This window comes from Microbulbifer sp. ABH2_005 (genome assembly GCF_056160005.1).
Genome location: NZ_JBSWWI010000001.1, coordinates 361,759 through 382,942 on the forward strand (window position 1 = coordinate 361,759; position 21,184 = coordinate 382,942).

Annotated in this window: 15 protein-coding genes; 4 read left to right on the top strand and 11 right to left on the bottom strand. The window is 47.5% G+C overall.

The genetic code is table 11. The features are described from left to right. Window positions 1–2: 2 nt before the first annotated feature. Together ACXAFI_RS01595 and aceK are read right to left on the bottom strand one after the other, a co-directional pair. On the bottom strand, window positions 3–506 hold the full coding sequence (locus tag ACXAFI_RS01595) for a hypothetical protein (RefSeq protein ID WP_475107414.1): 504 nt from the start codon (window positions 504–506) through the stop codon (window positions 3–5). 56 nt (window positions 507–562) lie between these two features. Then, complete coding sequence (gene aceK / locus ACXAFI_RS01600; protein ID WP_475107415.1) at window positions 563–2,317, bottom strand: bifunctional isocitrate dehydrogenase kinase/phosphatase; 1,755 nt, start codon at window positions 2,315–2,317, stop codon at window positions 563–565. Window positions 2,318–2,485: 168 nt separating this feature from the next. Here aceK and ACXAFI_RS01605 point away from each other — a divergent pair, with 168 nt between their 5' ends. Further along, window positions 2,486–3,094, top strand: coding sequence for a MarC family protein (locus ACXAFI_RS01605; RefSeq protein ID WP_152454979.1), 609 nt, complete (start codon window positions 2,486–2,488; stop codon window positions 3,092–3,094). Between the two features lie 461 nt (window positions 3,095–3,555). Continuing rightward, the gene (locus tag ACXAFI_RS01610) at window positions 3,556–5,439 is read left to right on the top strand and encodes a diguanylate cyclase (protein ID WP_475107416.1); all 1,884 of its coding nucleotides are present in this window, start codon (window positions 3,556–3,558) and stop codon (window positions 5,437–5,439) included. A gap of 1 nt (window position 5,440) precedes the next feature. Here ACXAFI_RS01610 and pstS read toward each other — a convergent pair whose 3' ends face one another. Further along, entirely contained in the window at window positions 5,441–6,526 is a 1,086-nt protein-coding gene (gene pstS, locus ACXAFI_RS01615; RefSeq protein WP_475107417.1) for a phosphate ABC transporter substrate-binding protein PstS, read from the bottom strand. Window positions 6,527–6,654: 128 nt separating this feature from the next. Continuing rightward, window positions 6,655–8,577 (bottom strand): PhoX family protein, encoded by a 1,923-nt coding sequence (locus tag ACXAFI_RS01620; protein WP_475107418.1) that lies wholly within the window; start codon window positions 8,575–8,577, stop codon window positions 6,655–6,657. 352 nt (window positions 8,578–8,929) lie between these two features. Between ACXAFI_RS01620 and ACXAFI_RS01625 the strand changes: the two genes are divergently transcribed. Continuing rightward, a complete protein-coding gene (locus ACXAFI_RS01625) occupies window positions 8,930–11,560 on the top strand; it encodes a TonB-dependent receptor (protein ID WP_475107419.1) in 2,631 nt (876 codons plus the stop codon). A 105-nt stretch (window positions 11,561–11,665) separates the two neighbouring features. Continuing rightward, window positions 11,666–13,618, top strand: a complete 1,953-nt coding sequence (locus tag ACXAFI_RS01630; protein ID WP_475107420.1) for a phytase — start codon at window positions 11,666–11,668, stop codon at window positions 13,616–13,618. A 607-nt stretch (window positions 13,619–14,225) separates the two neighbouring features. Here the strand turns inward: ACXAFI_RS01630 and ACXAFI_RS01635 are convergent. The 7 genes from ACXAFI_RS01635 to ACXAFI_RS01665 form a co-directional block, all read right to left on the bottom strand. Continuing rightward, window positions 14,226–15,236, bottom strand: coding sequence for a serine hydrolase domain-containing protein (locus ACXAFI_RS01635; RefSeq protein ID WP_475107421.1), 1,011 nt, complete (start codon window positions 15,234–15,236; stop codon window positions 14,226–14,228). A gap of 409 nt (window positions 15,237–15,645) precedes the next feature. Then, window positions 15,646–16,662 (bottom strand): agmatine deiminase family protein, encoded by a 1,017-nt coding sequence (locus ACXAFI_RS01640; protein ID WP_475107422.1) that lies wholly within the window; start codon window positions 16,660–16,662, stop codon window positions 15,646–15,648. A gap of 332 nt (window positions 16,663–16,994) precedes the next feature. Beyond that, window positions 16,995–17,234, bottom strand: a complete 240-nt coding sequence (locus ACXAFI_RS01645) for a hypothetical protein (protein ID WP_475107423.1) — start codon at window positions 17,232–17,234, stop codon at window positions 16,995–16,997. Window positions 17,235–17,807: 573 nt separating this feature from the next. Then, window positions 17,808–18,641 (bottom strand): signal peptidase I, encoded by an 834-nt coding sequence (lepB, locus tag ACXAFI_RS01650; RefSeq protein WP_475107424.1) that lies wholly within the window; start codon window positions 18,639–18,641, stop codon window positions 17,808–17,810. 108 nt (window positions 18,642–18,749) lie between these two features. Continuing rightward, a complete protein-coding gene (locus ACXAFI_RS01655) occupies window positions 18,750–19,154 on the bottom strand; it encodes a GFA family protein (RefSeq protein WP_475107425.1) in 405 nt (134 codons plus the stop codon). A gap of 116 nt (window positions 19,155–19,270) precedes the next feature. After that, a complete protein-coding gene (locus tag ACXAFI_RS01660; RefSeq protein ID WP_475107426.1) occupies window positions 19,271–20,083 on the bottom strand; it encodes a hypothetical protein in 813 nt (270 codons plus the stop codon). A gap of 141 nt (window positions 20,084–20,224) precedes the next feature. Further along, a complete protein-coding gene (locus tag ACXAFI_RS01665; protein WP_475107427.1) occupies window positions 20,225–20,722 on the bottom strand; it encodes a DinB family protein in 498 nt (165 codons plus the stop codon). Between the last annotated feature and the right edge of the window lie 462 nt (window positions 20,723–21,184).

The window sequence follows — 21,184 nt, forward strand, 5'->3', positions numbered from 1 at the left end:
CGCTATCTCACTGGGCTGAAGCCCACCAATTTGCCGCGGCTGAATGAGAAGCGGTAGCGCTGCCCTATGCGCAATTGCTCGGCGCAGGGAGTTTGAATAATCATACGCGGATACTGCGGGGTAACGACCCAGGTTTGGAAGTCATTACCGGGTCCGCGTCCGATTAAGTAGTAGTAATTCCCTCTTCTGCAAAAGGCGCTCGGCGCACAGCGTTCGCTGCCCCACACATAGGCCAGTACATCGTATTGCATTGGCACACTGGTTTTCTCTTGAAATGGCTGACGCTCACTGCCGGTAAAGGTATACAGGCTGTCGAAAGGAATCTGGCGAAATCCTTGCGCAGGGGTTGCACAGCTGACGACTTGAGGCTTTCCGGTGATACGGGCGTGAGGAGGCGGCGCCTTTTCCTTGCCGGGGATGGTCATTTCGCTGGGCAGATAACCGCAGCCGCTGGCCGTTAATAGAGCCAGGGCCGCGAGGGTTGCGGCCCATGCAAATATGCGCACTGTTCACCTGTTCGAATTGTGGGGGCCTCCTACCAATATAGCCATAGTTTGCGCGCTTATTTGTTCCGTGCGATGGCCGGAGCGCGGCGGTGAAAGCGCCATTTGCGTCGGTAGGGGAAGGCACTTTCCACGTGTCCGGCGCGGATTCGATCTTGCAGACGTCTCCAATAACGATAGTCGTAGAGATCGCTGTGTAGCCTCTCAAAAGCGGCACGCGCGATGGGGTTGCCAGAGAAGAACAGGCGAAATTCCTCTGGGAAAACATCCGCCTCATCCACGGTGTACCAGGGTTTATCCGCCAGCTCCTGCTCGGGAGTTTGTGCCTCGGGAATCTTGCGGAAGTTGCATTCGGTCAAGGGACAAAGTTCGTCGTAATCGTAGAAAACCACACGGCCGTGACGGGTCACACCAAAATTCTTGAGGAGCATATCGCCGGGGAAGATATTGGCTGCCGCCAGTTGTTTGATGGCGTTGCCATACTCCTCCATGGCCTCGCGGGTTTCCTCCTCGCTGGCGCTTTGCAGATAGAGGTTAAGAGGTTCCATACGCCGCTCAACATAGAGGTGCTTGATGATCACCCATTTTTCATTAATAACCAGTTTGGAGGGCGCGACTTCCTGCAGTTCACGCAGCAACTCCTCGCTAAAGCGATTGCGATAGAAGATGAAGTTGGTGTACTCCTGGGTATCGGCCATGCGCCCAACCCGGTCGGAGCGGGATACAAATTTGTATTTATCCCGCACAATTTCTTCCGTGACGGTTTTGGGGCGGTCGAAGCGGTCCTTGATGACTTTGAAAACCACCGGGTAGGAGGGCAGGGTAAATACACTCATCACCATGCCTTTGATACCGGGGGCGATCACAAACTGGTCGCTGCTTACCTTCATATGCGCCAGGATATGGCGATAGAATTCCGTCTTGCCGTGCTTGTGGAAGCCGATGGAATTGTACAGTTCCGACTTTTCCTTAAGCGGCATAATGGTGGAGAGGAAGCGCACAAAGCGCGAGGGGATAGGCGCATCCACCATAAAATAGGAGCGGGTGAAACTGAAGATGATACTGGCGGAGTCGTTGCTGTGCAGCAAGGTATCTACAAAAATGCCGCCGCGACCGTTATTCAAGCAGGGCAGAATAATCGGCACCACTTCGCCATTGAAAATCATACGCCCAACCAGATAGGCGGCCTTATTGCGGTAGAAAACTGACTCCAGCATGTCCACACGCAGTTGTTTCTCATTCTCCAGGTTGGCCAGCGGTGCCTCGCGCAGGGCCGTGCAAATATTTTCTATATCCCGCTGCATGTTTTCCCAGGGTGCGGAAAAACTGAAGTCTTTGAGGATGTCCTCGATCATGTATTCGAGTCCATCACGCCCACTGTAGCTGATATAAATGCTGTAATCCCGCAGCGGTTTGTCGTCTGGAGCGCGTGAGGGCTTGACGAAAATATTTCTGTCGTGAATATCCGCGTGATGGAACTGGCTGCAAAACACAGAGTTAAAGAAGGTTTCTGCGATCTCGTAATTACTGTGATTGGCGATCAACTGCGCGTAGGTGGCGCGGGCATCTCTCCAAAGTTCCAGCTGGCTGGTGTCTTTACTGGTCACCGAGTGCACCAGTTTGAGCACCTGGTTGACCTTGGTTTTGTATAGGTCAATACGCTCCTTGTTGGCATCATGAACGGCCTGCCAGGAGGCGGTCTCAAAGCGTGCCTTGGCGCCTAGAGTGATGTTCTGGTAGTCTGCGAAATACGCATCAAAACCATTCAGGATGGTCTTAGCGATGCGGCGGGCGGTCGGTGAGTGATTTGTCATGCACTAGACTTGGTTTCTGGGTTACAGGTTAAGCATTTGTCCGGGGGAGCTGTTTTGGGCGGCTGACGGGAGTATCCCGTGCCTTTCCAGATTCCACCGCCACGGCGCTTGCCGATCTCCCCGCGGCAGGGAATAAGCGGATAGTAGCACGGCACGCCGGAGTACCAATTGAACGATTGGATCAGTAGTTTTGTCTTTTTCTTTGCGGTGATCGACCCGGTGGGTACCCTGCCGGTATTTATTGCGGTCACTTCCCGTCATGCCGAATGGCAAAAACGTAAAATCGCCTGGTTGGCGGTATTGGTGGCTGCCGGCATCTTGTTGTTCTTTTTGTTGGCCGGTCAGTTTCTGTTGGAAGCTATCGGTGTACCGCTTTCCGCCTTTCAGGTGGCCGGTGGGGTGGTGCTGTTCCTGTTCGCCCTTACCATGATATTTGGCGATAGCAAGCCCGAGCAGGAGATGGAGATCGTTCGCGAGGGCCATGAGACTGCCATATTTCCACTGGCGGTGCCCTCCATTGCCTCGCCGGGCGCCATGTTGGCGGCCGTGGTGCTTACAGATAATCATCGTTTCGACATGATGCACCAATTCAATACCGCCACCGCCATGTTTGCGGTGTTGGGCATTGTGCTGGCGTTGCTGCTCACTGCGAACTGGATATACCGCTTTATTGGTGATGCCGGCGCCAGTATTGTCAGCCGGGTGATGGGGCTCATCCTCGCCTCAGTAGCCACCACCAATGTATTGCTGGGGATTCAGCAGTTCTTTTCCATCTAAGCCCTCTAGGTTTGGAATAATAAACACCCCGAAAGTCAGTCGGGGTGTTTGCCTGGGATCCACTTACCGATCCGATTTGAACATTATCTAGGGCTACTTTTCGCCCATTACTGAGGTCTTACTAAATAACCCCACTACTGCAAAAAGTCATGTACTCAACTTGAGTACTGTGGATCGAGGGTTTTTAGCAGTCGACCATTTTACTGGAAGTAATGCGGCTCATTCCGAAAAGCATATTCACTTTTTTACAGACTATCCTGAATATAAAGGCTTTATAGGGTAAGCATCCCTAAAGTACTTTTAAGACGCTAAGGTAGGACTGCTTGGTAAGGTAGATACGGCAATCTACCTATTAAAAAGTACTTTTTACCCAGAATGTCCCAGGTTGAGTGAGGGGGTGTCATTTACTGCTATAGGGGAAGCATTTATAACGGTTAGGTTTATTCCCGCGCGCCAGGATTATGAAAGACAGAATAATAAGACAGCGGTTACTGAATTTGTGGCAAGCTGTTTTCAAATCTTGGTACTTTCGTCCCGCTTTATGTGTTTTCCTACTTCTCTTTGTCTATACGGTTTTTTTATCTAATGCGCCGGTTTGGGCTCATGCGCCCCTGGATGTAACTGTTAGCGAGAACGGCGAAAAGTCCACCGGTCTCCATGCCATCTGGCATGACGAGAGTGGTGAGAGCGATATTTATACTGCGCGACAAGCCTATGAACTTGGGGAGTTTCGCACTCTGGAGACGGCTGGCTCCACAGGCCTAAGTGCCGGTGTCTTCTGGTCTCACTTTACCTTGCGCAATCGTGACAGCCAGCCTACAACCCTCCATATTGAGTATGTTGACCACCAGCTGGTGGGTTTACAGGCTTTCAGTAGGGAGGCTGCTAGCGGTGATCTCTACCGCGAGATCAGCCACCTCTCTATTTACGAACCTTTTGCCAGTCGGCAGGTGGCCCATAACCGCTTTGTTTTTCCAATTACCATTGCACCGGGGGCCACTCAGGAGTTGATGGTGAGGTTCGATGTTGGTGATTTGGGCGTGGCATTTCCCAGCCTGCGTATCTGGAGCCCTCAGGCGCTGCAACAGAACAGTAAAGGCGAAACCAGCTTGATCGCGTTTCTGTTTGGGGGCTACTTCCTAATGGCACTCTTCGCTTTGGTAGGAGCGATCGCGATTAAGGAGAAGATTCTCTATATCTACTCTTTTTACTGCGCCAGCAAAATTCTGGTGTGGGGTACGGTGTTGGGATATACCCATCAATACCTGATGACAGCCAGCTCCCACTGGGGTTACGCCTCACTGAGTGGAGCTGTGGCGATTATGGCCGGGCTTGTTTTTGCGCGTACATTTCTCGAAACCCGTCAGTTCACTCCAAAACTGGATTTTCTTTTGCAGCTGATGATGCTCAATGCCGCTTTCCTGATCGGTTGCGTGCTATTGGGGCTAAAGGCCCTCTCCCAGATCTCTATGATCATCGCTTTGTTGTGTTACCCAATAGTGGTTCCCATCGCTATGACCCGCTGGCGCCAGGGAGAAAATGCCGCAGGGGTATTTGCTTTGGGGTGGGCCACCCTGGTACTGGGATTACTGGTGCAGGCAATGCGCGATCTCGGCTTTGTGGTACACAACCCGGTCAACTACTACTGGCCGCCGGTGGCCTCCTTTGTGGAGATGCTGGCGATCATGGGCGCGATTGGTTTAATGGTGCAACGCCTGCGCCTGCAGAAGGACAGAGCGGAAAAAAAATATCTGCAGCAGCTGGAAATTTCCAAGTCCGATCTGGAAGAACTGGTGCAGTCACGCACCAGAGAATTGGAAGCAGCCAAGACCAGGGCGGAACTGGAGGCGCGCACAGACCCCCTTACCGGTATTCACAATCGGCGCAGCTTCTTTGAAGAGTCTAACCGGCTGCTTAAGCTGGCTCAGCGCAAGGGAATTCCCCTGGGCATTTTGATGCTGGATATCGATCGCTTTAAATCCATTAATGACCGCCACGGCCATCTGATTGGCGATCAGGCCCTCTGTGCCACCGCAAGGGTGATTTCTCAGCATGTACGCGAAGTAGATGTGTTTGGCCGCATAGGCGGTGAAGAATTTGCTCTGCTGGTTAGTGCTGATGGCCCGGGTACATTGGTGATCGCCGAGCGAATCCACAGGGATATCGCCAAAATTATGATTAAGTCTGCCCAGGGCCCGGTGCAATTTACCGCTAGTATTGGAGTGGCGCAGTTGCGAGGGCAGGGCGATGTATTGGAGCTATTACAGCATGCCGACAACGCCCTCTACCGAGCCAAAAGGAGCGGGCGCAACTGCGTGTTGGAGTATGAAACTGTGGAATCCTGAACTACTGTACGTAAGTCACGGCGTTCAGCACTCTGAGGCGAACGTTTTCCGGCAAGGGCACTAAGCCAATTTTACCGGCTTCCGCCTGGGCTTTCTGACTCAACATAAATACCAGCATTTGTCGCAAAGCCTGAGCGATATTGTCCTCCTGCTTGGCGTAGAGCAGTAGCCAGGAAAAGCTGGTAATTGGGTAAGCATCCTTGCCCTCGGGGTCCCAAACCCAGGCGATCAGATTGGGGGCACCGCTTACCGGTAGCTTGCTATCGGGAAATTCCACTTCTTCCAAAGCGGCTGACCCAGTTTCAGCATTGGCCTCGATATACCGACCCGAACGGTTTTCTAAAACCGCTAGCGGTAAGTTTACGATTTTGGCAAAGCCGTGCTCCACATAGCCAATGGCCCCTGGAATTTCCCGCACCTTGGCCGCCACGCCCTGGTTGCCGGGTGCTCGTTTGAAGGTTGATAACCTGGGCCAGTCGGGAGTGCGGTTGAGCCCAATATTTTGGCGAAACTCCTCACTAACAGCGCTGAGGTGACCGGAAAAAATATAGGATGTACCCGAGCTCTCCGAGCGGGTGACCACAGAGATTTCCGTACGCGGTAATTTAATATCGGGATTAGTGGCAGCGATAAGCGGGTCATCCCAGTGGCGAACCTTGCCCATAAAAATGCCTACATAGGCTTTCCGTGATAGCTTTAATGTGTCGATACCAGGCAAGTTAAACACCAATACCACCTGCCCAGCGGTAACGGGCAATACAACACCGCCCTCTTTGACCTTTTTTAGCTCATCGATTTCTATGGCCGCGTCGGAGGCGGCAAAATTTACGGTATGGCCGAGAAAATCGCGAATACCGTCGCCACTACTGGTCATTTCGTAAAAAATAAAAATATTGTTTTCGCGATGAGTGAACTGGCGAAACCACTCCACATAAACCGGGTAGGGAAAACTGGCGCCACTGCCCCGTAAGTTAACGGGGTTTTCTGGTACCTGAGCTTGAAGCTGCAGGCCCAGGAGTGGGATGCTAGTGGCCACCACCAGGATGACTGCAAGGCGGCGTAGAACAGCGGCGCACCTCGATAACATGGGGTACCTCAACTAAATGGCCGCCAGCCTCTTATTCGAGGCCGGCGGCGAGCCGCAAAAAAGGGCTTCAATAGAAAAATTCTAGCAGGGCTGGCGGCGCCGTGTGAAAGTGCGCCGCCCCAATGATATTAACTACCTACTTCGCCGCCATCGTCCCGGTAGATGGCCAATACCGAGGGGCGCGGTGGTAGCTCTGGGTTGTTATCCGGCCAGCGGTGCAGGGGTTGGTCGTAGGTAGAATTGAGGGCATCGGCGGGGTGTTGCACCGAGACAAACAGGGTTTTGCCATCAGGAGTAAACTCTGGGCCGCATACTTCGGCGCCCCGGGGGCAACCAAAGAAGTGCTTGGGCGCGGCGCGCAGTGGGCCCTCGGTGGCTATGGCCCAGAGTCCATCGTGAAAGCCGAAGCTCTCACAGCCGTCTGTGGCCACCCACATATTGCCCTGGGGATCGAAGGCGACATTATCCGGATTGGCAAACCAACCGTGACTGGAAATGTTGTCGCTGGATTGCTGGCCGTAGGCGCCGCGTTCCAAGGGGTTTTCGGCATTGGGGTTACCACCCAGAAGAAACTGCCGCCAGCGAAACTTGTCGTTAGTGTGATCTCTTGCGCCACTTTTTCCAGGGGGAACAATTTCCAAAATATGCCCGGCAGCGTTGCGTGCGCGGGGATTGGCAGCATCCACTCCATCCTCGGCGCGGCGTTTATTCTTGGTCAGCATTACATAGGTGCAGTCGTTGTGGGGATTGGTCTCCACATCCTCCGGGCGATCCATGGGGGTAGCGCCCAGCAATGCGGCGGCTCGGCGAACATCAATCAAGACATCTGCCTGGTTGTGAAAACCATTTTTACTGCTTAGAGGCCCCTGCCCGAATACCAGCGGCAGCCACTGTCCGCTGCCGTCCTGATCAAAACGTGCGGCATAGAGTGTGCCCTCGGTCAGCAACTTGCGATTGTGGACCGGATCTTGTGGAAGGTAAGCCTCTTTCGAGACATAGCGGTAGACAAACTGACCCTCGTCATCATCGCCGCCATAGGCCACTGCGGGTTGGTTAGGCTTGCATACCAGGGTAAAGCCCTCGTGTTCAAACCGGCCCAGGTTGGTCAGTTTGCGCGGAGTGGACTGGGGATCGTAGGGGTCGTACTCCACCATCCAGCCAAAGCGGTTGGGCTCGTTGGGTTCGTGTTGGATATCAAAGCGCCGGTCGTATTCGCCCAAGTTGCGGTTGTGGGGTGTTATACCGAAATCGCGATGATTGCGTGCCTCGCGAGGGTCCTCGATCTTGTCGGGGTCACCCTGGAAAGCGCCGCCAAACCCCTCTTCGGCCACCAACACCGTGCCCCAGGGGGTCTTGCCACCGGCGCAGTTGCCAATGGTGCCGAGCACCTGGGCGCCAGAGGGATCTGCAGTGGTTTGCAGGCGCTTGTCCCCGGCGGCGGGGCCGCTAATTTGCATCGGCGTGGTTGAGGTGATGCGGCGGTTATAGGGGCTGTCTAAGACAGGCTGCCAGCCCTTGCCTGCGCGCTTGATTTCCACAACCGAGTGCCCGCAGGCGGCCATTTCTATTGCGACGTGCTCTGCGCTGACACCACGGGTGGCACTATATTCATCGTTATAGTCGGAAAACATCAGGTGCGGCTGGGTATATTCGTGGTTTACACACAGCAGGCCGCGATCGCTATTGCCGCTCTGGCAGTGAATATCACCGCGCCCCGCAGGGGTATCCTCTGCCAGTGGCATAAAGGCGATAAAGTCATTGTTGTAGCCAAAGCGTTGCGACTGACTCTGTACGGTCAGTTTTTTCGGATCAAACTGCTCGATGTTATCGACAATGGGGTCGCCCCAGCTCAGCAGAATATCAGCGCTATAACCCTGCGGCAGGTGATGGTTGAAATCCAGGCTATGGGGAATTTCCTGGAAAGAAAGATTCTTCTGTTTATGCTCCGAGCCACAACCGGGAATAAAGCTGGTGGCGGCGCCCGCAGCAGTGGCACCGCCTATGGCTTTGAGTAGCATTCGGCGGCCGGGATTTTTCGGGAAATCTTTCATTACAGCTGCTCCATTGCAGGAAACCTGAGAAAAAGGCTTTTATTGGACGACTAAAAAATCATAAGGTGGAAATTATTGTATTTTCTGGCTACCTCAACTGGTGACTCATCTATTTAGTTCAGTCTGCTTAGTTCAGTTTGCAGCCAATAAAGTTATAAGTAATAAATTTTTTGCTTAACACCAAATAAATAATGAATGATATTTCATTTTTGCGGGAATATTCCCAGGTATTTCTGAAAGCTTGATGACAGCTTAAAAAAACCGTCATGTAAAGTTCATAGTCGCCCACTAGTCTGCGCTCCAACTCATAAGCCACTAAATACGCCATCGGCATTAATCGGAGTGGGACGCCATGAAAAATACAAACATCAGTTTTCGATTGCCCAATGCACCCATTACCACACTTGCCGCCGCAATTTTTTGCGCCAATGCCACTCTGTGTGCTAATACCTATGCACAGGACAACCAGGCCCGTGCCATGGAAACGGTGACTGTTACCGCCCAAGCCAGCAACGCGCGCAGTGACCTGGATCGCCAGCGGGACTCCAACAAGCTGGTGGCGGTACAAACCTCTGATGCCATCGGTGAGTTGCCGGATGCCAATGTGACCGAGGCCCTGCAGCGGATGCCGGGGGTCTTTATCGCCCGCGACCAGGGGGAGGGGCGTTTTGTGGGGGTGCGCGGTATAGATCCGAACCTGAATGCCGCCACCATCAATGGCGTGAGTCTGCCCGCACCGGAAACAGATAGTCGCGCTGTGGCCCTGGATGTGATTCCCTCAGACCTGCTCGCCAGCTTGGAAGTATTTAAGACCCTAACTCCAGATATGAGTGCAGACTCCATCGGCGGGGCGATAGAGATCAAGAGTATCAACGCACTGGATTACGATGGCAGCCGCTATAAATTCAGCGTTGAAAACAGTTACAGCGATCTGCAGGAAGAGCACAGCCCCAAATACGCAGCCACCATGACCAATGTTTTCGATCTCGAGGGCGATAGGCGTTTCGGTGTTGCCCTGGCGGTTAGCCATCAGGAACGGGATTTTGGTTCTGAAAATATCGAGACCGATGGCAGCTGGAGACAACTTGTGGCCGAGGATGGTAGTGAGGGAATCGGTGCAACCGAAATAGAGCAGCGGGACTACACCATTACCCGCGAGCGCACCGGCGTGGCCGCCAATTTTGATCTGGAACTGAGCAGTGACGCACGTATATATCTGCACAGTCTTTATTCCGACTTCTCCGATCAGGAGATTCGCCAGCGCAATTCCTGGAAACTGGATGCTGAGCGCGATGAGCCGGAAACGATTTCCAGAAATTCCGCAATTTGGGACGAGGCGGCACTGGAAAAGTCTCTGAAGGATCGCCTGGAAGAACAGGAAATTATTTCGACAGTACTGGGTGGTGAGCACAATTTCGAACAGTGGGGCCTGTTCTACGCGCTGGGCTATTCCCATGCGGAGGAATCCGAGCCTCACCGCCGTGATACCGACTTTGTCCTCGAACCACTGCGCCTGGGTTATGTGGAAGCCGATAAGACCCCGCGTATGGCGGTGGGCCGTTCCGATGCTGAAAGAATATTAGACCCCGCTAATTACCAGTTGGACGAGCTGGTGATTGAGGATAATTTCACCGAGGATGAGGAGCTGAGTGTACGCTTGGATTTTTCCAGGGAAATAGAGTGGGGAGATTATGCCTCAACCGTGCAGTTTGGCTTGCACGAACGCCAGCGGGAAAAGAGCGGTGACCTGAATGCCAGTGTTTATGATGGCTTTGGTGGTGATTTTACGCTGGTAGATTTTGTCCGCAACGATATCGACTACGGCCTCGATACTTTTGGGTCGGGAGTTAACCCTGGCAGTCTCAACAGCTTTATCAATCGCAATATCGCCAGTTTTGAATTGGATGAAACCGAAACCGCGCTCTCCTCTGCGCGGGATTATAAGATGCAGGAAGATATCAGCGCACTCTATGTGATGAATACCATAGAACTCGATCGTATCCAGTGGGTTTTTGGTGTGCGCTATGAGCACACCGATTTCAGTGCCGAAGGGATGCGTGTCATCGAATCTGAGGAGCCGGTGCCCGATGCTGATCCTATCGCTGAAGAGGTCTATGTCAGTGCAGTCAACTTCCAGCGCGATTACGATCATTTCTTTCCCAGTGTCAACTTCAAGTTTGACTACAACGATAATATTGTTCTACGCGCAGCTTACACCGAGTCCCTTTCACGTCCCTCGTTTGGTCACCTGAATCCGTCACCGACTAAAATTGAGTACGACGACGGTGAGCTGGAAGTGGAAGCTGGCAACCCGAATTTACAACCCTACGAATCCCGTAACCTGGATATCTCTGCGGAATATTACGCGGACCACCTGGGTATGTTCTCCCTTGGGCTGTTCCATAAAGATATCGACAACTTTATTGTGATGTCCGATGTTTCCCTTAGCGCGGACTTGACTCAGTACATCGGCAACCTGGCAGTGGAAGAAGCTGAGGTAATGCAACCCATCAATGGTGACAGTGCGCGAATTAATGGCGCTGAGTTGGCCTGGACACGGGGTTTTGATAACGGCTTTCTCTTGCGCGCCAATGCGACACTCACCGATTCTGAGGCCCGGCTTGGCCTGGGGTCGGATCGTCAGCGTAGTGACAAAATCTCTCTACCTTCCCAGGCCGATTTGGTGGGGAACTTTATTGTCGGCTATGAGCGCGATGCCTTCAGCTTGCGTTTGTCCGCCGCTTTCCGCAGTGAGCAACTATTGGAGGTAGACATGGAGGATGCCTCTCGCGATCGCTACGAAGAGGATCACCTACAATTGGACCTCTCCGCTCGTTACCGTTTTAGCAACGGCCTGCAGCTGACATTCACCGGGGTGAACCTCACCGATGAACCCTACTATGTGCATAACTCCGGCTTTAACGGCCAATATGAAGAATATGGCCCGATCTACGCCTTAGGGCTGAGTTACAGCACTTTCTAATTAGGCTGTTTCTAAAGTCTCTTTGAAAATAATAGCGCAGTTGCATGCGCAATTTATCGAACCCTGCCTGTGCGGGGTCTACTCTCTGAAATGTAACTGCCACCCATGAACAAGCTGCGTTTGATTTTTGTACTCACTCTCTGCATCACTCTGCTTTATGGCTGTGGTCATGAAATGGATTCTGTTTTACGCATAAAAAAAGCACTGCCCCAACAGGTCCTCTCACTTGGGGCAATAGAAACCGAGCAGATACTGCCGGTACAGGTGGGTGGTGAGGATTATTTACTGCTTGCCAGTAAGCGCCGCGGTTTGATTTTAATTAATCCCTTTGGAGAAATAATCACCGCTCAGGAGGGGTGGGTAGAGCGCTTGGCAGTGCAGGCTCTGCCTAATAGCAATTTATTGGTAGCCTCTTATGACGAGGGCCAAGCGCAATTAAATTTACATGAAATTAGACCCACCGAAGGTGAACGAAAACTGGATTTTAGGCTACTGAGTAGCCAAAAAATGCGTGCTCCGCAAAGTGCCCTGTGCTTTTCTCATCAAGAGGATCGAATGCACTTATTTACTATCGGCGAGGATGGCATTGGCTACGAATATTTACTTTTACCGGCCCAACAGCAGTGGCAGCTGCAGGAAATACGCCCGCTCTATTTTGGTGAACAGGTCAATGCTTGTGCAGTGAATTCGAAGACAGAACATCTGTTAGTCTCCCAACCGCCTATCGGCATCCTGAGTTTAAATGCCAATGCGGAAAAAGATGAGCAACGTGAATTGGCCCTAAGTGGCCAATGGCTTGCTGAAGACTTCGGCAATCTGTGGCTCGATACACAAAATGAAAGTTTGTGGTTGACCGTTGATGATCAGGTACGTCGCTACAGCTTGAGCTCTCTGAAAGAGGAGCCAGATTGGCACCTCCATATTGATGAAATCCACACGGTAATCTCCCCAGTGTTATTAAACGGCCAACTCTTCGCCCTGGATGATGGCAGAGACCAGCTGCTGATCTTTGATCAGGTGGAGTCCGATTCCTTGCCCCATGATCCTTCGGTAACTGCGACAGAGAGTGATAGCTCAATCGTTAGTATCTTCGCCCGCAATCAGACAGAGCCTGTGCAATCATTGGGAGATGCTGCCGATGATCCAGCAATTTGGGTGAACAAATCCCAGCCGCAAAATAGTTTAATTTTGGCAACTGACAAGAAAAGTGGTCTGAATGTCTACGACTTATCAGGAAAGTTGCTTGAGCACTTCCCTGTGGGACGTGTGAACAATGTAGATATTCGCAGTATTGATCACCCCCTTTATAGTGCAGTGGCGGCAGCCTCTAACCGTTCTATCCCAGGTGTGAATCTATTTGCCATCACATTTGAGGGACGAATTGAACACCTGGGTCTGCGTACAATTGATTTACAAGATCCCTATGGCTTGTGCCTACAAAAAACCGATAACCGGATTTTCGCCTGGGTATCGGATAAAGACGCGGCCTTGCATCAGTTTGCTATTGAACTTGGAGAGATTCCCAGCGAATTTAGCTTAAAAGCACAGGCAGAAGTGGCTGTGAATAGCCAAGTTGAGGGCTGTGTAGTGGATGATGAGCGCCAGACTCTCTTCTTCGCTGAGGAAGATCGGGGAATCTGGTCATTGGATCTTGTTAAGCAGCGGAATGGTGAATCCCAGCCAAGGTTGGTTGCCGAAGTAGATGGGAAAACCCTTGTAGATGATGTGGAAGGGCTCGCCCTCTACCTGACAGAAGATAGCGGTTACCTGATTGCCTCCAGCCAGGGTAATGACAGTTATACGTTATTCACACGTGATGGTAATAACTTTGTTGGTCATTTTAGGGTAACAGTGAATATGAGATTAGGTATTGATGGAAGTTCTGAAACCGATGGGTTGGCTGTTACCAGCTTGAATCTTGGGCCGGAATATCCAATGGGTCTACTGGTTGTCCAAGATGGCAGAAATCGTCTGCCCAATGCCAAGCAGAATTTTAAATTAGTTGGTTGGGATTCTGTGAGTGAATCGCTGGATTTGTCTGTTTTTGTCAAAAATTAGTGATTTAAATTTCTTATGGCACAGACTTGAATGGGATTTTTTGGGTTTCTTGGTAAAATATTGAGGTTCTTCTTTGCTTTAAACTAGATTTCATAATTTAAATATATCTTTGATATTTATTACTTCAGGATATGAGCTAGCGTTGTTTGTTACAGAAATTTTGATTGAATTTTCATCTTAGTCAAAAAACAAATTTTGGTGGTTTGCAAAACCTAGAAAATCTCTGAAGGGCTCCGTGATTCTTCTGCTCTTTAGGGTGGTTCACAATCAAGGCGCTGCTTCGCAGGGATATCTAGCCCTTTCTAAAGGTCGAAATACTGAGTGTGAATCGCTATGAAAGTCCAGAAAAGCGCAGGCTCTGCAGGTTATGTCTGCTACACTGCAGCTCTTGTAAAGGGCTGGGGCCATTCGTGGTGAGCTGTGCCTAACCTCTGCAACACTTAAAGTCCGCAGAGGTATTCCGGAATTATTCAGAGGCTCCCCTGTATCTCCAATAATTAGTTCTGCCCATTAATGGATTAATTGTTGAGGCGGGTCTTGTATAGATGATTCTGTTTGCTCATTGACCAACTATTAAAAAGACTTGCCTAAACTGTCCCCTGTTACTTTATAGCTTAAATTCAGGAATATACTCAGCTGCGATTTTGTCTACAAACTGGATTGGCAATCCGCCAATTAAGTTTGTAAGAACAACAATGGATAGATTATCATCGGGGTAGTGAATCATAGTTGCCGCATTTCCACCGCTCGCACTCACTGCACTGTGATGTTCTCGATCGATAACTTGCCACCCTATAGCATAACCATTCTCTACAGGATTAAACCCAGCAGTTTGGCCATTTTTTAAAGTGATTGGTGTCCAAAGTGAATTTAGGTTTTTGACCAGCTTTTTTGACTGCAAGGCAATAAGATATTGCGCAATTTCTGTTGCTGTTGAATTCATGCCAACTGCGGTTTGTAAAATGTAAGGGAATTCAACATAGTTATTTTTGTGCTGGCCCTTATCGGAATCGTAGAGATATTGCCTTGCATGATTGGCTATAGGGCGCATCATGTGTTCAAAGCCGGCATCAACTGTTAATTGCATATTAGCGATTTTAAGCTGATTGTCGGTAATGAATTTAGGGAAGCCACCTTCTACGTATTTATCGATTATTTTACCGATAATAACATAACCCGTCTGATTATAACTAAATTGTGTGTTTGCCTCTGATTTTAAAGGTAATTCTTGTACTTTGGTCCATGCAGCCTTTGGATTACCACGAATAATCAAATCAGTAAGGTAACCACTGAAAATATTGGGCAGTCCAGAAGTGTGTGCCATTAGATGTTTTATCTTTATTGACTTCCATTTAGCAGGTAAGTCAGTAAGGTGTTTGCCAATTTCATCATCTAAGGAAAGGCGTCCTTCCTCTGCGAGCTGTATCAAAGCAACGCCTGTGAACGCCTTAGTCATTGAGTTAATTGGAAATACGGTGTTGGATCTTACCAGCACATTATCTTGCAAATTAGATAATCCATAATTTCCCAGCTTGATGATTTCACCGTTTTTAACAATGGCTAATTGGAGGCCAGGGATCTGGCGCTTATCCATAATGCCTCTGATAAGTTTATCCACAGAGTCTGCATATGATGGAAAGCTGAGGGATAACAAAATAACAGCTAGAATTGTTGAGCGTATTCTAATTAGTAATCGAGGCGTGTAAGTCATAAACAGTATATCCTTATTATTTTCAATCTATGGGGATCTTTATAGATGAATAATCTCTTTTTAAAAAACATATGATCAACGTTATGGCAAGACTGTTATCTTGCCATAGATTTCTGAAGGGAAGGTGTTTTATTTTGGATGTGTAATTAGCTGTAATTTTTATTTTCTTTAGGTCACTATACAGTCAACATATTTGCCGATTAAATTATGTGCGGTGCAAACATATTCAAGATAAATACATACTCCTTTAAGGCGAATATCTAAGCTGGCAAGGATTTAAAGGAGTAAATTCTTTATTAATTATAATCAAGATCGGTTAAATTTCCGGTTCCTGCTGAGTTGTACAATGGATACCTCCGCCACCAGCTGCAATACCGTCAATATTGACCTGTACAATATCGCGATCCGGAAATATCTTTTGTAATTTTCGCTGGGCTGCTGTATCTGCATTAGGGTCTCCGAACTCAGGAACAATAACTGCCCCATTACAGACATAAAAATTAATGTAGCCAGCGGCGAAATCGGCATTGTCAAACCGCTCTCGAACGATTGATGGTGCCTCAAGTACAACAATCTCTAGTTCCCTACCACTGGCATCCGTCGCCGAGCGCAGAATCCTCAAATGCTGTTTTGTTACGGCATGATCGAAAGAGTTTGGATCGGGATCATAGCCCGCAACAACCACACCCGGGCGCACGAAACGGGCATAAAAATCTGTATGTCCATCGGTGATATCCATGCCTTTAATGCCGGGTAACCAGATAATTTTCTCTAGGCCAAGAAGCCGTTTTAGCTCATGCTCGCATTGTTGCTTACTAACACCAGGATTGCGGTTATCGTTGAGTACACAGCTCTCGGTTATGATGGCGGTGCCATGCCCATCCACCTCAATTCCACCACCTTCGAGAATCAGGTTAGTCTGGGTACTAGGTACTCCAGCGTACTGAGCCGTGAAAGCAGCGACCTTTGCGTCATTCTCAGACTCCTGCTTCTCACCCCAACCATTGAAGTTGAAGTCAATTGCCGCTTTATCACCGTTATCATTAATAATAAAAACAGGGCCTATATCACGCATCCACAAGTCATCTAGTGGACGGGCAATTAGCTCAACTTTATCCCCCATTAACCGACGGGCTATCGGCAGGTCGGCTTTGCGGACCAGCATTGAGACGGGTTCGTACTCCGCAATCGTCAGGGCAATTGTCGCCAGGTTGCGCTGGACTTCCGGTAGGAGTTTCCGCCCCCAAATTTTGCGGCTTGCACCAAAGGCCATCCAAGTACGCAGGTGAGGCTCGCCCTCATCGGGCATGTACCAGATACTTTTACTATTCATTACTGCAAATGACTCCTTTGTGCCACTCAGTAGAGAGGCAGCAGTTAAGGCACCTAGTGCCTTAACAAAATAACGACGGTTAGTCATTGTGTGATATCCCTTCTAAATACAAAAACGGTGCTTTCTGAGATAATTGAAATGATATCCGCTTAACTAACCCACAGTGGTAATTCATGCATGCTTGCCACTTTTATAGCTGCCAATAATTCACAATAAGTATAAAGTTCGCAATCATCATAAAAAAGTGATTCATTAATTCTTAAAATACGCAATTCAGAATCATCTGTGTTTGAAAGTGTTGGCCAGTGACGTTTTTTACCAAGAAAATCAATTTAAAGTGGAATAAACTTCTCAAAATACTCATCTATTTTAGTTATTTTTTTATCCAATATCGGGTTTAATAGATTATATGGTTTCCCTAAGCTGTTCCATGAGTAATCATGTGAGCAGTAAGGTTCTTGCTGAGTATCGTTAAATGATAGATTTAATTTCTTCTCTAATGCTTTTTTACAACTGATACCAAAACTATTATTGTAAATTGTTGTTGGAGTTCCTACCCAGAAGCCAAACATTCTATCGTTTTTCCGAAATTACTTAAATATGCTCAACAGCAGTTTGCCTTGAGACTTGAGGCAAAAAACTATAGCCGGTGGATTGTGCATGATATGAAGTAAATATTATCAAGGTTTTTTGAAGGGGCTAATCCCTACAAATTCTCTTCTGAACCAAACCAAATTCTACATTTGCCCAGCATCCACAGGGATTATTCGAAGTGGAGCAGCTACCAACTGTAAACATACTACCCTGATGATTGTATGGTACTCGGCATTCCCCCTCGCATTGCACCCCACTAATACACGGTTTTCCAACATCATTGTATTGCACAATACATATTTGGGTGCCGTTCATACAAACCTGGCGAAGCTCACCCCCGGCAGAATCACATGATTCTGCGGTTTTAATCTCTGAGAGCCTATTGATAATAGCCGCTTTCTTTGAGATATCTATCCATTGCTTCATTGCAAAGAGTATTAGTAGAACAAGAGTCAATGAGAAAACAGCCCGAATCATAGGGTGATACTCAACACTTAACCAGTGAGCAAAATTCACAGTATTTTGACTCACTGGAATGTTTTACTAGATCTTTATTCGAAGACATAGATGACCTCGCCAATAATACGATCACTGGAAACATAGCCCCAATATCTACTATCTAATGAATTATCTCTATTGTCACCCATAAAGAAATAGCTTTTTTTAGGTACGACTATCTCTTTCATATCCCTAGATGGTAGAAGATTCATTCGTTGAATTCGATAAGTAATGCCGCTTAACTGCTGCTCGTAGACTGTTAGTTGATCTGTTTCATACAACTTATCTGTAGTAAGCAGAGAACCATTAATGGTGATGCTGTTGCCTCTAATAGCTATAGTATCTCCTGGGAGCGCAATTAATCTCTTAACAAAAGGAATATCCTTATGGGGCGGGTAAAATGCATACAACTTCCCTCTCTGCATGATTTCAGGCGAGGTAATCTCCTTACTGGCTAGGGAATATCCGAGTGTTCCATAGGTTCCGTAACCAAGTTTCTGAATAATGATATGATTTCCTGGGTTTATTGTTGGTTGCATTGATGCTGAAGGAAATAAGAATGGTTCGTATAAAAAAGATCGAATCAGAAATATCGTTGTAAAAAAAGAGATACCAATGGCAGGAATACCCCACCACTTGGAATACCAAGCCCGTTCAATAGAATACTCATAATTCTTTACTATAAAAATCGCATGTACGGGACATATTATTGAAAATACGGATGAAAATAGTGTTTGATATTTCCAGTCAACTATTGAAGCAGTGACTGAAAGTAGGAAGTAGAGCCAAAATAATTTTGGTCTATTTAAGTAGAGAAATGTGAATGCTTGTAGAAATACTCCTAAGAGTATGGCTATCCATGCTTTTGGCTTCCAATTGATATTCAATTTTACCTCTCCATTTAATAGTCATTTGATATAAGGCTAAGTGCACCCTGGAAATAAACCAGTCGCTGGGTTTTTATCACATGATGTATGGTTCTGTTATAGGAATTACTACTGGTCAGTCGGATGATTTACGCCATCATAGGTTGGTATATTCTCTATTTTTAGAGGATTTATACCTTCCAAGCACGCCACATTGAAAGCAAATTGACTAGGATTGGATCGCCTTTGGTGATGCGTATATATATCGCAGATTCCACAAAAATAGTGTTTCGCCGTTTTGGTGTTAAACTGATAGAGTTTTAAATACTCTCTCCCTTTTAGGATATTAATATTCTCTAGGGGTACCGACGCGACGATTGCTCCCCTCCTGCGGCACATGGAGCAATCACAGCGCCGAAGATCGACAAGCCCTTCTGGTAAATGCAGCTCTATTTCTACGGAGCAGCAGTGGCATAAAGCCCTATGTTTAGGTTGGATTCTTACCCCATCAATTTCCTTTCGATTTATACTCATTATTTCTTTCCTTAGATCACATAATCCTGAGCTTGTCGGCTAAAGTTCTAGGCTCCGTAACTCTAGAGAAACTCTACTAAGGTGGAACAAACTAAATTAATTTTTCTTTCTCTAAATTATTTAGGCCATTGGATTTCAATGTAAAAGTTATTAAAGTCAAGATTGTCGTACCCACCTTTGAGCTGTGTATACATGCCTCTTGGCAACCCCTCAGCCTTGATCTCAATACCGGACTCCGGGAATTTACCCTTTGCATAGATTTCTATAAATCTGCTTGCCAACTTATGCCCATCATGGAGATGCTTTTCCGGCCAACCCACCAGGCTAATGTCGGGCATTCCAAATGTTCGCATTCCACTTGAATGTAACCAAATTCCATCTTTCTCCGGAGAGTACATTAGAAAAACATGTTTTTGTGGGGAAGGTCTCCGTGGTTCAAAAAAAGTATCTGACCACTGATCAGGCGTGTAGAGCCTAGCGATTTGAAAGTCTATTAAAGAAACTGCCCCCTTTTCTGTAATGGCTTTAATAATACCAATGGTATTTTTGAGATATGTAAGTGATTTTACGTCCTTAAATTCACCTGACACTATGGCCATGCTGTTAGTTTTTTTTGTTTTTTGATATAAATCCGGTGATTGCGTTTTTAGTAATTGCCCCATTGTTCCTGTCAGAAAGCCTTCGATATAGTCTTTTTGTTCTGGGATAGACTTGTTGTAGAATGCGATATCGACCCCTTCTGGTATTTGGTCGATATTATGATCAGCTTCCGACAGTTTTAATTCTGAGTTCTCGGCACCAAAGATGGCAATAAATATGAACGCAGGTTGAAAGGGTTTGGTGTAATAATCACGCCCCCAGATGTCAGCTTTAACGTCAAGCAGATACGACATAATAAAAATCCAAATAACAGCTAGAGTTAATCTCATCTATATCCTTCCTGGTGAAATATTCCTGGTTGTTGCGAACAGTGCAATATTTAGTTTTCTGTATCCAACATTAAATGCGAAATAAAGAGTATTTGAAAAATTCTATAGTTTTCGAATTACTCTTAAAAAGTTTTTTAAGTGCTAATCAAAAGTTCTTCTCGAAGGCTCAATTAGATGTAAATATCGAGTAAAAGTATCTCTTGGGCGCTCAAGTTTGTTTTCTGCCAGCACTCTAGATGCCATACCTCTGTGATTGCTACCATGAGTTAATAAGTGGATCAGGGTCTCTTCTACGGAAAATTGCCCTGTATCGCCATCAACAAATCTAAATGAAATTATCTTTTTTAGTTCTTTCTCTGATATTGATTCTGCATAATGAACTAACCAAGAGTCATTTTTGCTCATTGTACTGCGCAATTCTGATATCGTTGGGGTTTCTAGGGTGTTATCTGCACTATACTTTTCTGGTTCTCCCAAAATTCGACTGATAAAGAGACTGTCAACAACTGTTGTATGGTTTAAAATCCTGATGAAGAATATGGCATCCTTTTCAGGAATTTTTGAAAGCTGCCGTTCCCCAAACTGAAGTAATTCTTCATTTGCCCATTTCTTATATTGAAATGCATTAAAAAACTGCATTTTTCCCCTCTTTATTAATGTTTGTTTTGGAGCTAAAAATGAATGAACTAATATCGCTTAGAAAATATACATTTAGCGAAGACTTCTTTAGCGAATGAATCTACTAATCGGATCCTTGAAATAGCTTGTACGATGTAACTAAGTATTTTTTGCAATTCGGGTAAATTATAAGGCATCCACTCCGATTATCTTTATACAGTGATCAACCAGACTGATAGCCTCCCGGTCATCATTGCAGGAGGGATTTTGCACTAATTTATCTAAAAAAACAGCAAATCAATCTGCCATTCCTAAATGGTTCTATAGTGCATATCTGAGTAGTGGGAGTTACAGATTGCTAACTGTTAGAACAAAATACCTACAATTCTTCGAGCTTAAGAGGGGCTCTATCTTTTTGCGGTGGCTCGATAAAAAGAGTGATCAAAGTGACCTAAATCTTTCTGTAGATCCGGTCATATTTTT

What these genes read in the sequence shown, in the direction of transcription:
- ACXAFI_RS01610 (WP_475107416.1), top strand. Translation starts at nt 3,556, where the DNA reads ATGAAAGACAGAATAATAAGACAGCGGTTACTGAATTTGTGGCAAGCT.
- ACXAFI_RS01645 (WP_475107423.1), bottom strand. Translation starts at nt 17,234, where the DNA reads ATGTTTGGCTTCTGGGTAGGAACTCCAACAACAATTTACAATAATAGT.
- ACXAFI_RS01630 (WP_475107420.1), top strand. Translation starts at nt 11,666, where the DNA reads ATGAACAAGCTGCGTTTGATTTTTGTACTCACTCTCTGCATCACTCTG.
- ACXAFI_RS01640 (WP_475107422.1), bottom strand. Translation starts at nt 16,662, where the DNA reads ATGAATAGTAAAAGTATCTGGTACATGCCCGATGAGGGCGAGCCTCAC.
- ACXAFI_RS01660 (WP_475107426.1), bottom strand. Translation starts at nt 20,083, where the DNA reads ATGAGATTAACTCTAGCTGTTATTTGGATTTTTATTATGTCGTATCTG.
- ACXAFI_RS01665 (WP_475107427.1), bottom strand. Translation starts at nt 20,722, where the DNA reads ATGCAGTTTTTTAATGCATTTCAATATAAGAAATGGGCAAATGAAGAA.
- ACXAFI_RS01620 (WP_475107418.1), bottom strand. Translation starts at nt 8,577, where the DNA reads ATGAAAGATTTCCCGAAAAATCCCGGCCGCCGAATGCTACTCAAAGCC.
- aceK (WP_475107415.1), bottom strand. Translation starts at nt 2,317, where the DNA reads ATGACAAATCACTCACCGACCGCCCGCCGCATCGCTAAGACCATCCTG.
- ACXAFI_RS01625 (WP_475107419.1), top strand. Translation starts at nt 8,930, where the DNA reads ATGAAAAATACAAACATCAGTTTTCGATTGCCCAATGCACCCATTACC.
- pstS (WP_475107417.1), bottom strand. Translation starts at nt 6,526, where the DNA reads ATGTTATCGAGGTGCGCCGCTGTTCTACGCCGCCTTGCAGTCATCCTG.
- ACXAFI_RS01655 (WP_475107425.1), bottom strand. Translation starts at nt 19,154, where the DNA reads ATGAGTATAAATCGAAAGGAAATTGATGGGGTAAGAATCCAACCTAAA.